This is a genomic window from Gryllotalpicola koreensis (genome assembly GCF_039538185.1).
Lineage (GTDB): Bacteria > Actinomycetota > Actinomycetes > Actinomycetales > Microbacteriaceae > Gryllotalpicola > Gryllotalpicola koreensis.
Genome location: NZ_BAABBW010000007.1, coordinates 112,893 through 132,119, shown reverse-complemented (window position 1 = coordinate 132,119; position 19,227 = coordinate 112,893). Strand labels below are relative to the sequence as shown.

19 protein-coding genes are annotated in these 19,227 nt (G+C 70.6%); 10 read left to right on the top strand and 9 right to left on the bottom strand.

Annotated elements, in window-relative coordinates; all coding sequences use genetic code 11:
• A partial coding sequence (locus ABD708_RS18920) for an integrase core domain-containing protein (protein WP_344757410.1) occupies positions 1–132 on the top strand: 132 nt, incomplete at its 5' end.
• A gap of 71 nt (positions 133–203) precedes the next feature.
• Here the strand turns inward: ABD708_RS18920 and ABD708_RS18915 are convergent.
• From ABD708_RS18915 to ABD708_RS18895, 5 genes are all read right to left on the bottom strand, one after another.
• Complete coding sequence (locus tag ABD708_RS18915) at positions 204–917, bottom strand: FadR/GntR family transcriptional regulator (protein WP_344757398.1); 714 nt, start codon at positions 915–917, stop codon at positions 204–206.
• 94 nt (positions 918–1,011) lie between these two features.
• Positions 1,012–1,800, bottom strand: a complete 789-nt coding sequence (locus ABD708_RS18910; protein ID WP_344757396.1) for a 3-oxoacyl-ACP reductase — start codon at positions 1,798–1,800, stop codon at positions 1,012–1,014.
• The gene (locus ABD708_RS18905) at positions 1,800–3,167 is read right to left on the bottom strand and encodes an aldehyde dehydrogenase family protein (protein WP_344757394.1); all 1,368 of its coding nucleotides are present in this window, start codon (positions 3,165–3,167) and stop codon (positions 1,800–1,802) included. The genes ABD708_RS18910 and ABD708_RS18905 overlap by 1 nt, the downstream gene beginning before the upstream one ends.
• Entirely contained in the window at positions 3,164–3,889 is a 726-nt protein-coding gene (locus ABD708_RS18900; protein WP_344757393.1) for a gamma-glutamyl-gamma-aminobutyrate hydrolase family protein, read from the bottom strand. The genes ABD708_RS18905 and ABD708_RS18900 overlap by 4 nt, the downstream gene beginning before the upstream one ends.
• A gap of 70 nt (positions 3,890–3,959) precedes the next feature.
• Positions 3,960–5,348, bottom strand: coding sequence for a glutamine synthetase family protein (locus ABD708_RS18895; RefSeq protein WP_344757391.1), 1,389 nt, complete (start codon positions 5,346–5,348; stop codon positions 3,960–3,962).
• 166 nt (positions 5,349–5,514) lie between these two features.
• Between ABD708_RS18895 and ABD708_RS18890 the strand changes: the two genes are divergently transcribed.
• Together ABD708_RS18890 and ABD708_RS18885 are read left to right on the top strand one after the other, a co-directional pair.
• Positions 5,515–7,056 carry an amino acid permease gene (locus ABD708_RS18890; protein ID WP_344757389.1) on the top strand — a complete coding sequence of 514 codons (1,542 nt, stop codon included), beginning with the start codon at positions 5,515–5,517 and terminating at the stop codon, positions 7,054–7,056.
• Positions 7,057–7,079: 23 nt separating this feature from the next.
• Positions 7,080–7,733 carry a class I SAM-dependent methyltransferase gene (locus ABD708_RS18885; RefSeq protein ID WP_344757387.1) on the top strand — a complete coding sequence of 218 codons (654 nt, stop codon included), beginning with the start codon at positions 7,080–7,082 and terminating at the stop codon, positions 7,731–7,733.
• Between the two features lie 103 nt (positions 7,734–7,836).
• On the opposite strand, the gene ABD708_RS18880 is transcribed toward ABD708_RS18885, so the two are convergent.
• Both ABD708_RS18880 and ABD708_RS18875 read right to left on the bottom strand, forming a co-directional pair.
• Complete coding sequence (locus ABD708_RS18880; protein ID WP_344757385.1) at positions 7,837–8,853, bottom strand: o-succinylbenzoate synthase; 1,017 nt, start codon at positions 8,851–8,853, stop codon at positions 7,837–7,839.
• The gene (locus tag ABD708_RS18875; RefSeq protein WP_344757383.1) at positions 8,853–10,352 is read right to left on the bottom strand and encodes an LCP family protein; all 1,500 of its coding nucleotides are present in this window, start codon (positions 10,350–10,352) and stop codon (positions 8,853–8,855) included. Before ABD708_RS18875 ends, ABD708_RS18880 begins: the two co-directional genes overlap by 1 nt.
• Positions 10,353–10,436: 84 nt before the next feature.
• Here ABD708_RS18875 and ABD708_RS18870 point away from each other — a divergent pair, with 84 nt between their 5' ends.
• The 3 genes from ABD708_RS18870 to ABD708_RS18860 all read left to right on the top strand — a co-directional run bounded on the left by ABD708_RS18870 (position 10,437) and on the right by ABD708_RS18860 (position 13,589).
• Positions 10,437–11,357: a 1,4-dihydroxy-2-naphthoyl-CoA synthase gene (locus ABD708_RS18870; protein ID WP_344757381.1), complete on the top strand. Its 921-nt coding sequence runs from the start codon at positions 10,437–10,439 to the stop codon at positions 11,355–11,357.
• Between the two features lie 115 nt (positions 11,358–11,472).
• Positions 11,473–12,624: an AMP-binding protein gene (locus ABD708_RS18865; RefSeq protein WP_344757379.1), complete on the top strand. Its 1,152-nt coding sequence runs from the start codon at positions 11,473–11,475 to the stop codon at positions 12,622–12,624.
• Between the two features lie 26 nt (positions 12,625–12,650).
• A complete protein-coding gene (locus ABD708_RS18860) occupies positions 12,651–13,589 on the top strand; it encodes a 1,4-dihydroxy-2-naphthoate polyprenyltransferase (protein WP_344757377.1) in 939 nt (312 codons plus the stop codon).
• Here the strand turns inward: ABD708_RS18860 and ABD708_RS18855 are convergent.
• Entirely contained in the window at positions 13,586–13,861 is a 276-nt protein-coding gene (locus ABD708_RS18855; protein ID WP_344757408.1) for a DUF4229 domain-containing protein, read from the bottom strand. The two genes, ABD708_RS18860 and ABD708_RS18855, sit on opposite strands and share 4 nt — an antisense overlap.
• 90 nt (positions 13,862–13,951) lie before the next feature.
• On the opposite strand from ABD708_RS18855, the gene ABD708_RS18850 reads away from it, so the two are divergent.
• Together ABD708_RS18850 and menD are read left to right on the top strand one after the other, a co-directional pair.
• Entirely contained in the window at positions 13,952–14,236 is a 285-nt protein-coding gene (locus ABD708_RS18850; protein WP_344757375.1) for a PLD nuclease N-terminal domain-containing protein, read from the top strand.
• The gene (gene menD / locus ABD708_RS18845; RefSeq protein WP_344757373.1) at positions 14,229–15,962 is read left to right on the top strand and encodes a 2-succinyl-5-enolpyruvyl-6-hydroxy-3-cyclohexene-1-carboxylic-acid synthase; all 1,734 of its coding nucleotides are present in this window, start codon (positions 14,229–14,231) and stop codon (positions 15,960–15,962) included. Before ABD708_RS18850 ends, menD begins: the two co-directional genes overlap by 8 nt.
• Before the next feature lie 131 nt (positions 15,963–16,093).
• Here the strand turns inward: menD and ABD708_RS18840 are convergent, their stop codons facing one another.
• Positions 16,094–17,338, bottom strand: a complete 1,245-nt coding sequence (locus tag ABD708_RS18840; protein WP_344757371.1) for an isochorismate synthase — start codon at positions 17,336–17,338, stop codon at positions 16,094–16,096.
• Between the two features lie 43 nt (positions 17,339–17,381).
• Between ABD708_RS18840 and ABD708_RS18835 the strand changes: the two genes are divergently transcribed.
• The gene (locus ABD708_RS18835; protein ID WP_344757369.1) at positions 17,382–18,095 is read left to right on the top strand and encodes a class I SAM-dependent methyltransferase; all 714 of its coding nucleotides are present in this window, start codon (positions 17,382–17,384) and stop codon (positions 18,093–18,095) included.
• A complete protein-coding gene (locus ABD708_RS18830; RefSeq protein ID WP_344757367.1) occupies positions 18,092–19,132 on the top strand; it encodes a polyprenyl synthetase family protein in 1,041 nt (346 codons plus the stop codon). The genes ABD708_RS18835 and ABD708_RS18830 overlap by 4 nt, the downstream gene beginning before the upstream one ends.
• Positions 19,133–19,227: the final 95 nt, after the last annotated feature.

Genomic DNA, 19,227 nt, shown 5'->3' with positions numbered 1-19,227 from the left:
GACTCAGACGAGACCAGAGCCGCCGACTACCAACGATGGGTCCATCACTACAATCACCACCGACCCCACACCGGTATCGACGGCCAAACCCCATCAGACCGCGTTCACAACCTCACGAGGAACTACAGCTAGGCGTCCATAGGGATGACTTCCGGGCTCGCGCCAAGAATAACCGGTCATGCATCGGGAAGGCGGGATGTTCCTCAGGCCAGGAAGCCCGTCAGCAGGGCCTCGGTGCCGTCGAGGTGCTCCTGCATCGCGGAGACTGCCTCGTCGGGGCGGCCCGCGAGAATGGCGCCGACGATGCGCTGGTGCTGCTCGTCGGAGTGCGCGATGTTGCGCGCCAGCAGCGGGATCTCGTCGAGCAGGCCGTTGATGCGCGTGCGCGCGTCGGCGACGAGAGGTACGAGGCTCGGCGCACCTGCGAGCTCTGCGATGGCGAGGTGCAGCCTCGAATCCAGGCGGCGGTAATCGACGGATGCCGCACCCGAGCTCTCTTCGAGGGCGGTCTGCAGTCGCCCGCGCTCCTCGGCGGTCAGCGCGCGGGCAGCGGCGAGGCGGGCGGTGCCCGTCTCGAGCACCGCTCTGACCGCGAGCGCGTCGAGGACCTCGGCGGGGGAGAGGGGCTCAGGTGCGGCATCCGTCACCTCATGCGCGCCGGTCGCCGGCAGCTCCTCGGCGACGAAGGTGCCGCCGTAGCGGCCGCGCTTCGACACCAGGAAGCCGGCATCCGCCAGCGCGGCGATCGCCTCGCGCAGGGTGTCGCGGCTGACGCCGAGGCGCACCGCGAGCTCGCGCTCGCTGGGCAGGCGCTCGCCGGGGCCGACGGCGCCGAGGCGGATCGTCTGGAGCAGCCGCTGCACCGTCTCTTCGAACGTGTTCCCGCCCCTGACGGGCCGCAGCAGTGCATCCGTCATGAACTCGCTCCCGTTCCGGACAGTCGCGTCCGCGGCCCGGGGCGCATACGTCCGGAACGGGAACTTGTCACCGCGGGAAACGGGAGCGGGAACATCACAGCGGGGTCACGTAGGCGGAGGAGATGCCGCCGTCGACGAGGAACGTCGAACCGGTGATGAAGCTCGCGTCGTCGGAGGCCAGGAACGCGACCGCGGCGGCGAGCTCCTCCGGCTCGGCGAAGCGGCCGACCGGAACGTGCACCAGGCGGCGCTGGGCGCGCTCGGGGTCTTTGGCGAAGAGCTCCTGCAGCAGGGGCGTGTTGACCGGCCCGGGGCAGAGCGCGTTCACCCGGATGCCCTGCCTCGCGAACTGCACGCCCAGCTCGCGGGTCATGGCGAGCACCCCGCCCTTCGACGCGGTGTACGAGATCTGCGAGGTCGCCGAGCCGAGCACCGCCACGAACGACGCCGTGTTGATGATCGAGCCGCGGCCCTGCGCGGTCATGTGCCGCAGCGCCGCGCGCGAGCAGAGGTAGACCGACTTCAGGTTGACGTCCTGCACCTTCTGCCACGCGGGCAGCTCGGTCGTTTCGATGGAATCGTCGTCGGGCGGCGAGATGCCGGCGTTGTTGAAGGCGATGTCGACGCTCTCGTATGTGGAGACGGCGGTGTCGAACACGGCGTTCACCTGCTCTTCGTCCGTGACGTCGGTCTTCACGAACAGGCCGTCGACGAGCGCGGCGGCGGCCTCGCCCGCTGCGACGTCGACGTCGGCGATGACGACTTTCGCTCCCTCCGCGGCGAAGCGCTTCGCAGTGGCGAGGCCGATGCCGCTGCCGCCGCCGGTGATGACGGCGACCTTGCCGCCCAGGCGCTGGGTGAGGTCGATGGGGGTGATGGGCACTAGGCCTCCTCGATTGCGATGAAGACGTTCTTGGTCTCGGTGAAGGCGAGCGGGGCATCCGGCCCGAGCTCTCGCCCGACTCCTGAGTGCTTGTAGCCGCCGAACGGCGTCGTGTATCGCACCGACGAGTGTGAGTTCACGCTGAGATTCCCGCTCTCGATCGCGCGCGAGACACGGATGCCACGGCTCAGGTCGCGCGTCCAGATCGAGCCGGACAGGCCGAACCTCGAGGAGTTCGCGAGCGAGATCGCCTCGGCCTCGTCCTCGAAGGGCAGGACGACGACGACGGGTCCGAAGATCTCGTCGGTGACCGTGCGGTCGAGCGGTGATGACGGCGTCAGCACGGTCGGCGGGAACCAGTAGCCGGGGCCGGACGGCGCCGAGCCGCGGAAGGCCACCGGCGCGTCCCCCGGCACATACGAGGCCACCTTGTCGAAGTGCGGGCGGCTCACGAGCGGACCCATCTCGGTCGCCGGGTCGCCGGGGTCGCCGACGCGCACCCCCTGCACGGCGGGCTCGAGCAGCTCCATGAAGCGGTCGTAGACCGAGCGCTGCACGAGAATGCGGGTGCGCGCACAGCAGTCCTGCCCCGAATTGTCGAACACGCCATAGGGCGCGGTCGCCGCCGCCTTCTCCAAGTCGCTGTCGGCGAAGACGATGTTGGCGCTCTTGCCGCCGAGCTCGAGGGTCACCTGCTTTACGTTCGCCGCGGCCTTCGCCATGATCGCCGTGCCCGTCGCGGTTGAGCCGGTGAAGACGATCTTGCGAACGTCGGGATGCTGAATCAGCCGGTCGCCGACCACACGGCCCTCACCCGGCAGCACCTGGAACAGCCCCTCGGGCAGGCCCGATTCGAGGGCGAGCTCGGCGAGCCTGAGGCTCGTGAGCGGCGTCCACTCGGCGGGCTTCAGCACGACGGCGTTGCCCGCCGCGAGGGCCGGCGCGAAGCCCCACGAGGCGATCGTCATGGGGAAGTTCCACGGCGTGATCACTCCGACGACCCCGATCGGCTCGTGGAAGGTCACGTCGACGCCGCCGGCCACCGGGATCTGGCGACCGAACAGCCGCTCGGGCGCCGCCGAGTAGTACTCGAGCACGTCGCGCACGTGCCCCGCTTCCCAGCGGGCATTGCCGATCGGATGCCCCGAGTTGCGCACCTCGAGTGCGGCGAGCTCCTCCACCGCACCGTCGACGGCGTCGGCGAAGCGGCGCAGCGCCTGCGCGCGATCGAGTGGTGCGAGCTTCGCCCAGGCGCGCTGCGCGACGGCGGCGCGCGCCACCGCGGCATCCGTCTCTTCGACGCTCGTGGCCGGGATGGTGTCGATCACCGTCTCGTCGGCCGGGTTGATCAGGGTGAGGTCGGTCATGCGTGCTGCTTCATTCGATCTGCGGCATATGTCTTCGCGGCGTCGACGAGGCCGGCGAACAGGCGGCGGTCCTCGGCATCCTCCTCGGGGTGCCACTGCACCGCGACGCCGAAGGGCACGCTCGGCAATTCGACCGCCTCGACGACCCCGTCGTCGCTGCGGGCCGTGATGATGAGTCCCTCGCCGACGGCGTCGATCGCCTGGTGGTGGTACATGCTTCCCATGGCATGCTCGCCGATGAGTCGGGCAACGGCGCTGCCCGGCTCGATCGTGACGGGCACGCGACTGAAGTTCGCATTGCCGAGCTGGTACTTCGGCGAGCCGACCAGATCCGGCAGGTGCTGGTGCAGCGTTCCGCCGCGCAGCACGTTGAGCACCTGGGCGCCGCGGCAGATCGCGAGGAACGGCACCTGGGCGGCGATGGCCGCGTCGAGCAGGGCGAGGTCCCAGGCGTCGCGCACCTGCTGCGGGGCATCCGTCTTCTCGTGCCGCGCCTGGCCGTAGAGCGCCGGGTCGACGTCGACGCCGCCCGCGACGATGAGCCCGTCGAGTCGCGCGAGCACCCGCGCGGCGTCGGCGGGAGTCGTGGGTTGCGGCGGCAGCAGCACGGCGATGCCGCCGGCATCCGTCACGCCGTCGAGATACTTCTTCGGCAGGAAGGACGCCTCGACGTCCCACACACCGGTCTGCGCGCGCTGCAGGTAGGTGGTGATGCCGATCAAGGGGGCGCTGGCCCCCGGCTCATCCGGGCGAGAGCCCGGATTCGACGGCACAGCCGCGCTATCCAGAACATCAGAGCCGTTCGAAACCACGCACCCGCTCCCAATCGGTGACGGCCGCCTCGAAAGCGGCGAGCTCGACCCGCGCGTTGTTGAGGTAGTGCGCGACGACCTCGGGGCCGAAGGCCTCGCGCGCGATCGCGGACTCGGCGAACAGTGCGGCCGCCTCCGTCAGCGTCGACGGGACCTGCGGCACGGCGGCGTCATAGGCGTTGCCCGCGTACGGGCCCTCGAGCTTCAGCTCGTGCTCGACGCCGTACAGCCCGGCGGCGATCATCGCGGCGACCGCCAGGTACTGGTTGACGTCGCCGCCCGGGGTACGGTTCTCGAAGCGCAGCGACGGGCCGTGCCCGACGACGCGCAGCGCGCAGGTGCGGTTGTCGAGGCCCCACGCGACCGCGGTCGGGGCGAAGCTGCCTGGCTGGTAGCGCTTGTACGAGTTGATGTTCGGCGCGTAGAACAGCGTCAACTCGCGCAGGGCCGCGAGCTGGCCCGCCAGGAAATGGCGGAACAGCTTCGAGTGACCCAGGCCCGAGGCATCCGCGCCCTCCGAATCGGCGAACACCGGGGACCCATCCGCCGCGCGCAGCGACAGGTGGATGTGGCAGCTGTTGCCCTCGCGCTCGTTGAACTTCGCCATGAAGGTGAGCGACTGGCCGTGCGCCGCCGCGATCTCCTTCGCGCCGTTCTTGTAGATCGAGTGGTTGTCGCAGGTCTCGAGCGCGGTCTTGTAGCGGAACGCGATCTCCTGCTGGCCGAGGTTGCACTCGCCCTTGACGCCCTCGCAGTACATGCCGGCGCCGTCCATCGCGACGCGGATGTCGTGCAGCAGCGGCTCCATTCGCGTGGACGCCGCGAGGGCGTAGTCGACGTTGTAGTCGGTCGCGGGCGTGAGCTCGCGGTAGCCCTTCTTCCACGCGTCGCGATAGGAGTCCTCGAAGACGATGAACTCGAGCTCGGTGCCGACGAAGGCTTCGAGACCGCGGTCGTGCAGCCGGTCGAGCTGGCGCTGCAGGATCGCGCGCGGCGACTGCACCACGGGCGCCCCGTCGAGCCACTCCAGGTCGGCTGTCACGAGAGCGGTCTTGACCAGCCACGGCGCCGCGCGCAGCGTCGTGATGTCGGGCTTCATCACCATGTCGCCGTAGCCGCGCTGCCAGCTCGAGATCTCGTAGCCGTTGACCGTGTTCATCTCGACATCGACGGCGAGCAGGTAGTTGCAGCACTCGGCGCCGTGCGCGGCGTACTCCTCGAGAAAGAGCCGGGCGCTCGTGCGCTTGCCGACGAGGCGCCCCTGCATGTCGGTGAAGGCGATGATGACCGTGTCGATCGCACCATCGGCGGCGAACGCCGCGAGCTGCTCCAGGCTGAGGAATCCGCTCGGCTGATCCGCTCCGGTCATCTCATCTCCAATGGTCGGTTGTCGACCATTACAGCACGAGGGATGCCTGGACTGCTCGGCATTCTGTTTACACAGCCGTTACAGCCAAAGGTATGGCGGTAGTCCTTTCGTTTCGCTAGCTTATCGGCCAACCTTCCCTGCGTCCCCTGTCCCGAAAGGACCGCGCATGTCTTCCCCCGAAAAGGTGAGCACCTCGGGCGTGAGCTACACGACCGTCGACAAGAGCTACTTCGAGAAGCGCACGCTGCGGCGCAGCGCGGGCGTGTGGGGCATCTGGGGCCTCGGCGTCGCGGCCGTCATCTCGGGCGACTTCAGCGGCTGGAACGGCGGCATCCCGACCGCCGGCTGGGGCGGCCTGCTCGTGGCGACGGTGTTCGTCGCGCTGATGTTCTTCGGCCTGTTCTACTCGATCGGCGAGATGAGCGCGGCGATGCCGCACACCGGCGGCGCTTACTCCTTCGCCCGCGCGTCGATGGGGCCGTGGGGAGGTTTCGTCACCGGCCTCGCCGAGACCATCGAGTACGTGATGACAACGGCGGTCGTCGTGTACTTCTCGGGAACCTACGCCGACAGCGCGCTCAAGCTGCTCACCGGCGCGACGCTGCCGCCGTGGCTGTGGTGGGTCATCCTCTACGCGGTCTTCATCGGCTTGAACTCGCTCGGCGCCTCTGTCGGATTCCGCTTCGCGATCATCGTCTCGGTCATCTCGATCGCGATCGTCGTGTTCTTCGGCATCGTGGCGTTCACGACCGGATCTGCCCATTTCGACACGCTGTTCGACTCACCGGCAAAGGGCGTGGACAGCGGATTCCTGCCAGGCGGCGTCACCGGAATCCTGGTCACGCTGCCGTTCGCGATCTGGTTCTACCTCGGCATCGAGGAGCTTCCCCTCGCGGCGGAGGAGTCGCACAACCCGACTCGCGATATCCCCCGGGGCGGCCTGTGGGCGCTCGTCACGCTGATGGTCACCGGTGCCATCGTGCTGTTCCTCAATTCGGCGGTGCTCGGTCCCGCGGCCACCGGCGCATCGGGGCAGCCGCTGCTCGACGGCTTCCAGAAGATGTTCGGCAGCGATGCGGACATCATCGTCGGCATCCTCGCGATCTTCGCGCTCGTCGGCCTGCTCGCGTCGCTGCAGGGCATCATGTATGCCTACGGCCGCAACATGTACTCGCTCTCGCGCGCCGGCTACTATCCGAAGTTCCTCTCGCTCACGGGCAAGAACCAGACGCCGTGGATCGCCCTGCTCGTCGGCGGCGCCGTCGGCTTCGCCTTCCTGTTCGTCGCGCAGTACTCCGGCAGCTCGAGCGCCGGGAACATCGTCCTGAACATCGCGGTCTGGGGCGCGGTCATCTCCTACCTGCTGCAGATGACCTCGTTCGTGCTGCTGCGCCGCAACCACCCGACGGCGCACCGCCCCTACCGCAGCCCGTGGGGCTCGGCCGGCGCGATCTACGCGGGCGTCATCGCGCTGATCGCCTTCGTCTCGCTGTTGTTCGTGCCGGCGTATCAGGGGGCCGTGATCGCGATCGCAATCGTGTTCCTCATCGGCGTCGGCCTGTTCGCGCTGCTCGGGCGCAAGCGGCTGATCCTGTCACCTGAAGAGGAGTACGCGCTCTCGGGCGGCGTCCACGGCGATCCGGAAAAGGAGGACATCGCGGCGCTGCAGCACGAGGTGGTCCTCGAGGCAGAAGGCCGGGAAGGCTAGCCCCGGGGCGCTAGCGTGGCGGTATGACCGACGAGCGCAACGCCGCGATCCGCGAGCGATTCGACGGCCGCGCGGCCGAGTACGACGACAACGCGATGCACCGCGCGCTGGCGACGGCGGTCGCCGAGTTCGCGGATCTCGACGGGGTCACGACCGCGCTCGACGTCGCGACCGGCACGGGGCTCGTGCTGCGGGCGCTCGCCGCGCGCGACCCGCGACTCGAGCTCGTCGGCGTCGACCTCTCGCCGGGCATGCTCGAGGTGGCTCGGCGCGCGCTGCCTGCGGCCCGGTTCGTCGAGGGGGTGGCCGAAGAGCTGCCGGTGGCGGATGCCTCGGCTGACCTTGTCACCTGCGTGACGGCCCTGCACATCTTCGCCGACCCGCTGCCGGTGTTCGAGGAGTTCGCGCGGGTGCTCGCGCCGGAGGGCTCCCTCGTGGTCGCCGTCTTCGCCGAGGTGCCGGCCGGCCATGGTCACGGCGATGCGTACACTCCGCCTGAGCAGCGGCCGCCGGGCGCGGTCGGCGCCCCGGGCTACGAGCCGAACCATGCCTCGTTCGCGACCCCCGAGGCACTCGCCGCGACGGCGGCGCTCGCGGGCTTCGTCGTCACGCGGTCGGAGTTCCGCACCATCGAGGACGACCACGTGCTGATCGCAGAGCTCGCCCCCGTCGACTGAGCGCGGCCCGGAAGGGCGTCCGTTTGGCGCAACTGTGCCCGCACTGTCGGGCGCGAAAGCGCCGAACGGGCGCGGCCCCTCGCGCAACGGGAACAGTCGCGCCTCAGCGCGCGGCGAGCAGCGCGTGGCAGCGCTCGATGCGGGCGAGCCACCATTCGCGGCGCGACTCCGGCGCGGCGTTCGCCGCGAGAAGCGACGGGGACGGCACCACCCGGCCGACGGGAATCGCCCCTTCCACGGGCAGCAGCGGGGCATCCGTCACATCGCTCTCGAACAGGGCGGAGGTGCCGAGCCCGCAGTCGAACTCGAGCGCCGGCAGCGCGGCGGCAAGCGACGCCCCCATCGCGAGCCCGATCGAGGTGTCCAGCGCGCTCGAGACGACGCACGGCAGCCCGGCCTCGGCCACGATCGCGAGCGCCGCGCGCACGCCGCCGAGCGGCTGCGCCTTGATCACGAGCACGTCGGCCGCGCCTGCGCGGGCCACAGCGAGCGGGTCGGAGGCCTTGCGCACGCTCTCGTCGGCGGCGATCAGGATGCCGAGCCGCGCCACGCGTCGCCGCAGCTCGGCCAGCTCGTCGATCGTCGCGACGGGCTGCTCCACATACTCGAGGTCGAACTGCTCGAGCGCGCGAATGGCGTGCTCGGCCTCGTCGACGTTCCACAGCGCGTTGGCGTCTACCCGGATGCGCCCCTCTGGGCCCAGCGCAGCCCGAACCGCGGCGACGCGCGCGACGTCGTCGGCGAGCGACCGACCGGGATCGGCGACCTTCACCTTCGCGGTGCGCGCGCCGGGGAAGCGCGCGAGCACGCTTGCGACCTCAGCGGCCGGCACGGCGGGCACGGTCGCGTTCACGGGAATCGACGAGCGCAGCGCCGCGGGCGGCTCGGCCCAGCCGTAGTCGAAGGCTGCGGCGAGCCACGCAGAGGCCTCCTCGTCGCCGTATTCGATGAACGGGCTGAACTCCGTCCACCCATTCGGCCCCTCGAACACCGCCGCCTCGCGCACGGTGATGCCCCGGAACCGCGTCACCATCGGCAGCGCCACGATGCGTGCAGACGCGAGCACCTCGCCGAGCGGCGGCACGACTGGCGGAATGACCGGCACCGACGCCCCGCTCATCAGTTGATGCAGGTGGTTTTGTTGTAGTTCTTGGTCGGGGCGCTCGGCGCCGGCGTCGATGACGCACCGGACCCGCCTGACGTGCCCGACCCCGAAGACGGCGCCTGCGACGAGGAAGACCCGCCCGAGGAATCCGCCCCCTTCGGCATCAGCCCATCGGTACCGAGGATGACGGTGACGTGCTTGTAGTCCGACGACTGCGCGATCGCCGCCCCCGGCAGCGCGGCGGCGACCGCCTTCGCGGCACCCTCGTCGCCCTTCGGGAAGTAGATCGTGGTCGTCTGCTGCGACGACGGGGCATCCGCCGGCTGGCCGGTCTGGAAGCCGAGCGACTTGTACGTCGCGAGCGCCGTGCTCGAGCCGCGCGCGGTGCCTGCGCCGTTCAGCACATCGACGGTGACGGATGCCGGATCGGCCGCCTTCGCCGCGGCGACCCGCTGTGCAGCGGTCTTGCCGCCGGTCACCGTCGCGAGGAAGTCGGGCAGCGCGTCATAGTTGATCAGCACGACCGATTGGCCGTTCTCGGTGCCGTACGGGTCGGGCATCAGCGGGACGGTCGCCGACTTGATGCCCCCGCTCTTGAGCCCCTTCAGCTGCGTGGCCAGCGAGATCAGGTTCAGCTTGTCGTCCATCTCGAGCGACGAGCTGATGGCGCCGACGACGTTGTTCAGCTTGACCGGGTTGAGCAGGGTGCCTGCATTGAGGATCTGCTGCGCCTCGACCGACAGGAAGTACTGCTGCCGCGCGGCGCGGTCGAGGTCGCCGTTCGGCAGCCCGTGGCGCTGGCGCACGAACTGCAGCGCCTGCGTCGCGTTGAGCTTCTGCACACCCGCGGGGAAGTTCGCGCCCGAGTACGGGTCGTCGACGGCGTGGTTGAGGCACACGGTGACCGGGCCGAGCGCGTTCGCGATGTTGTAGAAGCTGAGCAGGCTGACCTTGACGTAGTGGTTGATCTTGAGGTCGGTCAGGTTCTGGATGGTCGAGATGAGCAGCTTCACTCCCGCGGCATCCTTCTGATCCGCCGTGCCCGTCGCCCCGTTCATGCCGTAGACGTAGGCGGCGTTGAGCTTGCCCTTGCCGTGCCCGGGGATCGAGACCCACGAGTCGCGCGGGAACGAGATCAGGGTCGCGGACGAACCGTTGGCGGGGATGTGCAGCAGGATCATCGTGTCGGTGTTCGCACTGCCGCCGTCGGCCGTGGTCGACAGCTGCTGGTACTGCTGGGCCGTCATGTTCGCGGGCCGCTCGTCGTTGCCGATGAGCAGGATGTTCTGATCGGTCCCGGGGGCCGAGTTCCCGACGACGCCGCCGACGCGGTGGATGCCGCTCGCGAAGTGCCAGTAGGTGAATCCGACATAGGCGAATCCGGCCACGAGCAGCACGACGACCCCGAAGGCGAGCCACGAGATCGTGCGGCGCAGCCGCTTCTTTCTGCCGTCGGACCATTGCCGGCGCTTGCGCTCCGGCTCGTACAAGGGCATGTCGTCGTATCGGGTCACCGCCGCCTAGGAAACCACGCCGCCCTGTGCGGGAGGTCCGCACACGCCAGATAAGCGGTGAATATCAGCCTTAAGGTGGACATCATGGCCGAGCCCAGCAGCGCGCGAGTGTCCGAGATCTTCGATGAGACGCAGTGGGCGACAGCGCCGGGCTTCGAGGCGCTGACGGATGTCACGTACCACCTCTCTCTCGACGGCCAGGTCGCCCGGGTCGCCTTCAACCGGCCCGAGGTGCGCAACGCGTTCCGCCCGCACACGGTCGACGAGCTCTACGCCGCCCTGGAGGACGCGCGCACGAACCCGCGCGTGGGCGTGGTGCTGCTGACCGGGAACGGGCCGAGCCCCAAGGACGGCGGGTGGGCGTTCTGCTCGGGCGGCGACCAGCGCATCAGGGGGCGCGACGGGTACAAGTACTCGGACTCCGAGGCATCCGTCTCGAATCCCGCGACAGCCGGCCGCCTGCACATCCTCGAGGTGCAGCGCCTCATTCGCTTCATGCCCAAGGTCGTGATCGCGGTCGTCCCCGGCTGGGCCGCGGGCGGCGGCCACTCGCTGCACGCCGTCGCGGATCTCACGATCGCGAGCGCCGAGCACGGGCGATTCAAGCAGACGGATGCCGACGTCGGCAGCTTCGACGCCGGCTACGGCTCCGCCTACTACGCGCGGCAGATCGGGCAGAAGCTCGCGCGCGAGGTGTTCTTCCTCGCGCAGGAGTACTCGGCCCAGCGCGCCTACGAGATGGGCGCCGTGAACGCGGTCGTTCCCCACGCCTCGCTCGAGGTGGTGGCGCTCGAGTGGGCGCGCGTGATCTTGGGGAAGTCGCCCACCGCGATCCGCATGCTGAAGTACGCCTTCAACGCGGTCGATGACGGGCTCGTCGGCCAGCAGCTGTTCGCCGGCGAGGCGACGCGCCTGGCCTACGGCACGGACGAGGCCGTCGAGGGTCGCGACGCGTTCCTCGAGAAGCGCAGCCCCGATTGGTCCCCGTTCCCCTGGCAGTTCTGATGCCGGTGGCTCTCATCGAGACGCGCCGAAACGGGCCTTTCCCGCTCCATTCGCCCGTTTTCGCGCGTCTCGACGGCGGCGCGGGGGTTCGGTGATGGCGCGGGAGCTGAGACGGATGCCGGATTCCGACGTTCCGGCCCTGATGAGCGCCCTGCGCGCTGCCCTCGACGGCTCGGGCCCGGCGATCCTCCCCTTCGACGCCTCCGCCCCCGCCCCCGTCGGTCGAGTAGTCGGCGAAGCCGATGTATCGAGACCCCTCCGAGTCGAAGACCCCATCGCCCTGGTGATCGAGACCTCCGGCTCGACCGGCACTCCGAAGCGCGTCGGCCTCTCCGCGGCGGCTCTGCTCGCGAGCGCCGAGGCGAGCGCCGCCGCGGTCGGCGGCATGGGCCAGTGGCTGCTCTGCCTTCCCGCGCACTACGTCGCGGGCACGAATGTGCTGGTGCGCTCCATCCACGCGGGCACCGAGCCCGTCGTCATGCCCGAGGGGCACTTCGACGCCGAGAACTTCGTCGCCCATGCCGCCCGGCTCACGGCTCCCAAGCGGTACGCCTCGATCGTCCCCGTGCAGCTCGCCCGCCTCGTCGACGCAGCCGAGGAGGACGCCGAGACCGCCGAGGCGCTGCGCACCTTCGACGCCCTTCTCGTCGGGGGCCAGGCGCTGCGGCCCGAACTGCGGCACAGGGCCGAAGCGCTCGGCATCCGTATCGTCCGCACCTACGGCTCGAGCGAGACGAGCGGCGGCTGCGTCTACGACGGCGTGCCGATCGGCGCGACCCGGGCGCGCGTCAAGGACCACCAGCTCGAGCTCACGGGCCCGACGCTCTGCAATGGCTACGTCGGCGACCCCGATCGCACGGCGGCGACCTTCCACGTCGACGAAGACGGCACCCGCTGGTATCGCACGGGCGACCTCGGCGAGGTGGCGGACGACGGCCGCGTGACCGTGCTCGGCCGCGCTGACAACGTCATCATCTCCGGCGGAGAGAAGGTGCTGCTCGACGCGGTCGAGCGCCACGTGCGCTCGCTGCCCGGCCTGGGCGATGCCGTCGTCGTCGCAGCGGACGACAGGCAGTGGGGCCAGGTCCCGGTCGTCGTCACGACGACGAAGGGGGTCGAGCTCGCCGGCATCCGCTCGTCCACCGCCGCCGTGCTCGGCCGCGCCGCCGCGCCCGCGCGCGTCGTCGTGATCGACGCGATCCCGCACCTGCCCTCGGGCAAGCCCGACCGCTTAGCGCTGGCACAGCTCGCGGCGACGTCCGGCTAAGGGTCCCCGATAAACTTCGGCTCGACATGTCGAAGAAGTCGAAGCCCAACACGCGCCGCCCGGGCGGCAATCCGGCCAAGGTCGAGCCGGCCACCGTCGGAGACTGGATCGGCGGCGCCCGCCTGCGCACCCTGCCCCTCGCGGTCGCTCCGGTGCTGATCGGCACGGGCGCTGCACAGACCGTCACGAACCCGGGGGAGTGGCACTGGGTGCGCGCGCTCGCCGCGCTCGCCGTGGCGCTGCTGCTGCAGATCGGCGTCAACTACTCGAACGACTACTCCGACGGGGTGCGGGGCACGGATGCCTATCGCGTCGGCCCCGCCCGGCTCACCGGCTCCGGCAAGGCCAAGCCCCGCACCGTGCTCATCGTGGCGCTGAGCTTCTTCGCCGCCGCCGCGGTCGTCGGCGTCGTCACCGTGATCGACACGCAGCTGTGGTGGCTGCTCGCCGTGGGCGCCGCCGCCGTGGTCGCTGCGTGGTTCTACACGGGCGGCAAGAAGCCGTACGGCTACTACGGCCTCGGCGAGGTCTTCGTCTTCCTCTTCTTCGGCGTCGCCGCGACCGCGGGCACGCAGTACGTGCAGGTGAAGACCGTGAGCGAGGAGGGCTGGCTCGGCTCGGTCGCCGCCGGTCTGCTCGCCTGCGCGGTGCTGATGGTGAACAACCTGCGCGACATCGACTCGGACAGGCTCGCCCGCAAGCGCACCCTCGCCGTGCTCGTCGGTCGCCGCTGGGCCAAGGTCCTCTACGGCGTCTTCCTCTTCGGGCCGTTCGTGGTGCTCGCGCTGTTCGCGCTCGTCTACCCGATCGCGTGGCTCGGCATGCTCGTGCTGCTGCTCGCCGGACCCGCTGCGCTCATCGCGTTCACGGGCCGCACGGGCCGCGAGCTGGTGCTGTCGCTGCAGCTCACGAGCTTCACGGCGCTCGCCTACGCGGCGGTGCTGTTCATAGCATTTGCCTTCTAGAGGTCGTCGTGGTGCAGGGACGCCTCGATCTCGGCATCCTCTGCCGCATCGTCGCCCTTCGCCTCGGGTTTCGCCTCGCGGCGCCGCGCGAGCTCGAGCGCCATGGCCTCGCGCGGCCCCCGCAGGAAGATGTACGACAGGGCGAAGCCGGCGACCACCGAGGCCACCGTCCAGACCAGCCAGTAGTGCGGCCCGAAGGCGATGAGCAGAACCGCCAGCGGCACCACGATCATCAGCAGTCGCAGGATCGTGTAGCGCAACCAGGCCGGCATCCGTCTCACAGCGCCAAGCCTAAAGTCACGGTTCTGTGTGCACGCCCAGCACCGGGGTTCCACTCGGCAAGCCGGGCTTACCATGAGCACATGTTCCGCCTGTGGCTCGTCATCGGGTTCCTCGCCGCAGTGTTCTACGTCTACTCGATCGTGAGCGTCTGCCTGGCCGACCGGCTCGGCGTGCGCGGCCTGCCGAAGGCCGCCTGGGTCGCGGTCGTCGTGATCTTCCCGATCATCGGCGCGGTGCTGTGGCTGACGGTCGGGCGCGCAGACGGGCCGCGCGGCGGCCGCATGATCGCCCCCGACGACGACGCCGAGTTCCTCTCCACGCTGGGCGACCACCCGAAGAAGCCCGGCGACGGCCCGAATGGCTGAGGCCGGCACCCCGCACACCGACAACCGCGCCACCGACTTCTCGATCGACCTGCTCACCGCTCTCGTGCGCTGGGGCGTGCGGCACCTCGTCGTCTCGCCCGGCTCGCGCTCGCAGGCGCTCGCCCTGGTCGCCGCCGAGCTCGAGCGCATCGGCGCAATAGAGCTGCACGTGCGCATCGACGAGCGGGCGGGCGGATTCCTCGCGCTGGGGCTCGCCCTCGAGTCCGGCGCCCCGGCGGTCGTGGTGACGACGAGCGGCACCGCGGTCGCGAACCTCCACCCGGCCGTGCTGGAGGCGCATGAGGCGCGCGTGCCGATGATCGTCGTGACCGCCGACCGCCCGGCCGAGCTGCGCGGCATCCGCTCGAATCAGACGACGACCCAGACGGGCGTGTTCGGCGCCGCCGTCGAGTTCGCGCAGGACGTCGATGCAGACAGCGGCACGGATGCCGCGGCGCTCGCCGCCTCGCTCTGGGAGGCGGCCGCGCACGGCCCGGCGCACTTGAACCTCGCGCTGCGCGATCCGCTCTCGGCGCCGGTCCCCGACCTCTCGGGCTTCGTCGATCAGATTCGCGCGGCGACAGTCGACGTGGGAATCGCGGCGGCAAAGCCACGCCAACTGTCGCCAGAGATACTCGACCCCGGCCCCCGCACCGTCGTCATCGCCGGGGACAAGGCCGGCCCCGCCGCCGAGGAGCTCGCCCGGGCCGGTGGCTGGCCGCTTCTCGCGGAGGCGTCGAGTGGGGCCCGCTTCGGCCCGAACCTCGTCGTCGCGTACCGCGCGCTGCTGAACGACGCGGACTTCGGCGGCCTGGTGCAGCGCGCCATCGTCTTCGGGCACCCGACGCTGAGCCGTGAGATCCCTGCGCTGCTGATGCGGCCCGATGTCGAGGCGATCGTGGTCGACGACAGCGGGATGCCCGACTTCTACGACCCCGGGCACGACGCGCGCCGGGTGGAGGCAGTCGAGCTCGAGGCATCCGTCGACCCGAACGACCCCGAAACGCGCAACTGGACCGGCCGCTGGGTGTTCACGAGCCGCCGCATCGTCGACCTGGCCGCGCAGCCCGCGGCGCACGTCGAGAGCGAGGACATCAGCGACAACGCGGCCCGTGCCGCGTACCTGCGCGGCGAGCTCGCCGCGACGCGCGAGCCGGTGACGCGGCGGATGCTGGCCGACGCGGTCTGGCGCTTCACCTGGCCCCGCGACCGGCTCGTGCTCGGGGCGTCGCGGCTGATCCGCGAGCTCGACACCGCCGTCACGGGCAAGAAGATCACGGTCTACGCGAACCGCGGACTCGGCGGCATCGACGGCACGGTCGCGACCGGCATCGGCGTCGCGCTCGCCGCGACCGCCGGCTCGGCTGAGGAACCGCGAAGCGGTGTCTCGAAGCCCGCCGGTGTCACGCGCGTGCTGCTCGGCGACCTCACGCTGCTGCATGACGCGGGCGCGCTGCTGCGCGCACCAGGCGAGCGGATGCCCCCGCTGCAGGTCATCGTCGGCAATGACCGGGGCGGAACCATCTTCGAGGGCCTCGAGGTCGCGGCATCCGCCGCCCCTGCCGCCTTCGAGCGCGTGCAGCTCACCCCGCGCGACGTCGACCTGGCAGCACTCGCGCAGGCATACGGCTGGCAGTACCGCCGTGCCGCGACCCGCGGAGAGCTCGACCAGGCGCTCTCGGCGGTCACCCCGGAACCGACCCTGATCGAGGTCCCGCTCGCCTGAGCGGCAGCCGCCTCACGGTCGCGCCACAGCTACGGATCCGCGCCGCACCTGCGATGGGCGCGCCTATCCGTAGCTGTAGCGCAGGCCCGAGCGAGCGAGCCGTCAAGCCCCGATCGGCGCGAGCGGATGCCTTAGCCGAACGCCTCGACGATCGGGCGGAACTTCATGGTGGTCTCGGCGACCTCGAGCACGGGGTCGCTGTCGGCGACGATGCCGCCGCCGGCGTACGCCGTGATGTCCCCAGACGGAGCGATCTGCGCGCTGCGCAGCGCGACCGCCCACTCGCCGGAGCCGTCGGCGCCGATCCACCCGACCGGCCCGGCGTAGCGCCCGCGGTCGAACGGCTCGAGCTCGCGGATGACCTCGAGCGCCGCCGCGCGCGGCGTGCCCGCAACCGCAGCCGTCGGGTGCAGCGCGCCGACGAGGTCGAGCGCCGAGCTGCCGTCGGCGACGGGCCCGGCGACATCCGTCGCGAGGTGCCACAGGTTCGGCAGCTTGAGCGTGAACGGCGCGCTGGTCTCGAGCGCGACGGTGTGGGGGCTCAGCGCCTCGAGCACGCTGTCGACGGCGAAGGCGTGCTCGGCGCGGTCCTTGCCGCTCGCCAGCAGGGCTGCCGCCGCGCGCCCGTCTGCTGCGGCGTCGGCGCCGCGGGCCGCGGTTCCGGCGAGTACTTGCGCGCTGAGGCGGCCGCCGGTGACCCGCACGAGTGTCTCGGGCGAGGCCCCCACGAAGCCGTCGACGGCGAAGGTCCAGCAGTCGGAGTAGCCGAGCGCGAGCTCGACGAGCGCCCGGCGCACGTCGGCGCCCGCAGGCAGGTGCGCATGCAGCTCACGGGACAGCACGACCTTGCGCACGTCACCAGTGGCGATGCGGGAGACAACGGATTCCACGGCCTTGCCGTACCCCGCCGCCGACAGCTGCCCCGGCGCCATCGTCAACCGGAACTCGGGGCCGAAGGCGGATGGCTTCGGGGCGGCCGTAGCTGTGGCATCCGTCGTCGCTGAAATCCTGGTGACCCACGAGACGCCGGCCCTGCGCCCCACGACGACCGAGGGCACGATGAGAACGGATGCCTGCTCCGACTCGTCCGCGAAGGCGAAGGTTCCGAACGCGACGAGCCCCGAACCGGGCAGCCCCACCGGGTCCACCACAGAGGCAGCCGCCGTGATCTGGCGCCACGCGTCCGCGGCATCCGTCACCCTGGTCGGCCCGGTGAACTCGAGCCGCACCGCCTCGCCGAGCCCCGCGATACCCTCCCCGCGCCGCTGCCACAGCAGGGGGTGGCGCGCATCGAGGAACGGGATGAGCTGGCGCACGTCGTCGACGGGGGTGGTCTCGACGGATAGCGCCTGCACCGGGGCGGCGGTTCGTGTCACGAACTCAGACTTTACGCTGGGGGTGCCCGGATAAGCTGAGGGCGTGAACAAGGCCGACCTCACGAAGCGACCTGCCGAGGTCGCCTCCATGTTCGACGAGGTCTCGACGCATTACGACCGCATGAACACGGTCCTCTCGGCCGGCAACGACCACCTCTGGCGCATCGCCACGACCCGCGCGATCGACCCGCGCCCCGGCGAGCTCGTGCTCGACGTCGCGGCCGGCACCGGCACGAGTTCCGCGGCTATCGCAAAGCTCGGGGCCCACGTCGTGGCAGCCGACTTCTCGGCCGGCATGATCGAGGTGGGCAAGGCCCGGCAGGCGGCGAATCCGCGCGTCGAGTTCGTGCAGGCAGATGCCACGGACCTTCCGTTCGGCGACGACGAGTTCGACGCCGTCACGATCTCCTTCGGGCTGCGCAATATCGTGCAGCCGAAGAAGGCGCTCGCCGAGTTCTTCCGCGTCACCAAGCCGGGCGGCCGTATCGTCATCTGCGAGTTCTCCACCCCGCCGCTTTCGGCCGTGCGCGCTGCGTACTACGGCTACCTGCGGTTGGGCATGCCGCTTGTCGCGCGGCTTGCGTCGTCGAACGCCCCGGCCTACGAGTACCTGATGGACTCGATCCGGGCATGGCCGAGCCAGCCGACGCTCGCCGGCTGGCTGCGCGAAGCGGGCTACGAACACGTCGCCTACCGCAATCTCACGGCCGGAATCGTCGCGTTGCACCGCGGCTACAAGCCGGTGGCCGAGCAGTGACCTCATCGGTCCTCACGAGCCAGTTCGGGCTCACCGAGAAGCTGACCGCGTCCGCCGCCGAGCGCGCCCTCGTCAAGAAGCTCGACGCCGCCCTCGAGCGCGTCGAGGCCGGGCTCAAGAACGAGATGCGCTTCGCCGACCAGGTCGCCGATGTCACGGCGACCTACCTGCTCGACGCGGGGGGCAAGCGCGTGCGCCCGGTGCTGACGCTTCTGGCCGCCGAGCTCGGCGGTGGCGCCAACGACGAGGTCATCAAGGCCGCGCAGGTCGTCGAGATCACCCACCTCGCGTCGCTGTACCACGACGACGTGATGGACGACGCGCCGCTGCGCCGCGGCGTTCCGACCGCCCAGCTCGTCTGGGGCAACGCTGTCGCGGTGCTCACCGGCGACCTCCTGTTCGCCCGCGCGAGCCAGCTCATCGCCGACCTCGGCGAGCGGGCCATCCGCCTGCAGGCCGACACCTTCGAGCGCCTCTGCATGGGCCAGCTGCACGAGACCGTCGGGCCGCAGCCCGGCGAGGACCCCGTGGCGCACTACCTCAAGGTGCTCGCCGACAAGACCGGCTCGCTGATCGCCGCCGCCGCGCAGTTCGGCGTCGCGTTCTCGGGCGCGCCCGCCGAGTACGAGCCCGCCGTGCTCGAGTTCGGCGAGAAGATCGGCATCGCCTTCCAGCTCGTCGACGACGTCATCGACCTCTCTGCCGCCGACGCCGACACGGGCAAGCAGGCGGGCACCGACCTGCGCGCCGGCGTGGTCACGATGCCGCTGCTCAAGCTGCGCGCGAGCGCCGCGACGGATGCCTCGGCCGCAGCCCTGCTCGCCTACCTCGAGTCCGACGTGTTCGGCGCTCCTGACGACGTCGACGTGAGCGAGGGCATCGAGCGGCTGCGCGCGCACGAGGTCACCGCCGAGACCCTGGCGGACGCCCGCGAGTGGGCCCGCCAGGCGGTCGCCGCCCTTGCCCCCCTGCCCGACGGCGCGGTGAAGAAGGCGCTCACGCGCTTCGCCGACTCGGTCGTCGACCGCACGAGCTGAGGCGGCGCGCAACGTTTGTGCCTCCGCCCGACATCCGCGCCCGGCATCCAGGGCGCACGTGTCGGCCGCGGGCACAGTCTTGACCATCCGAATCA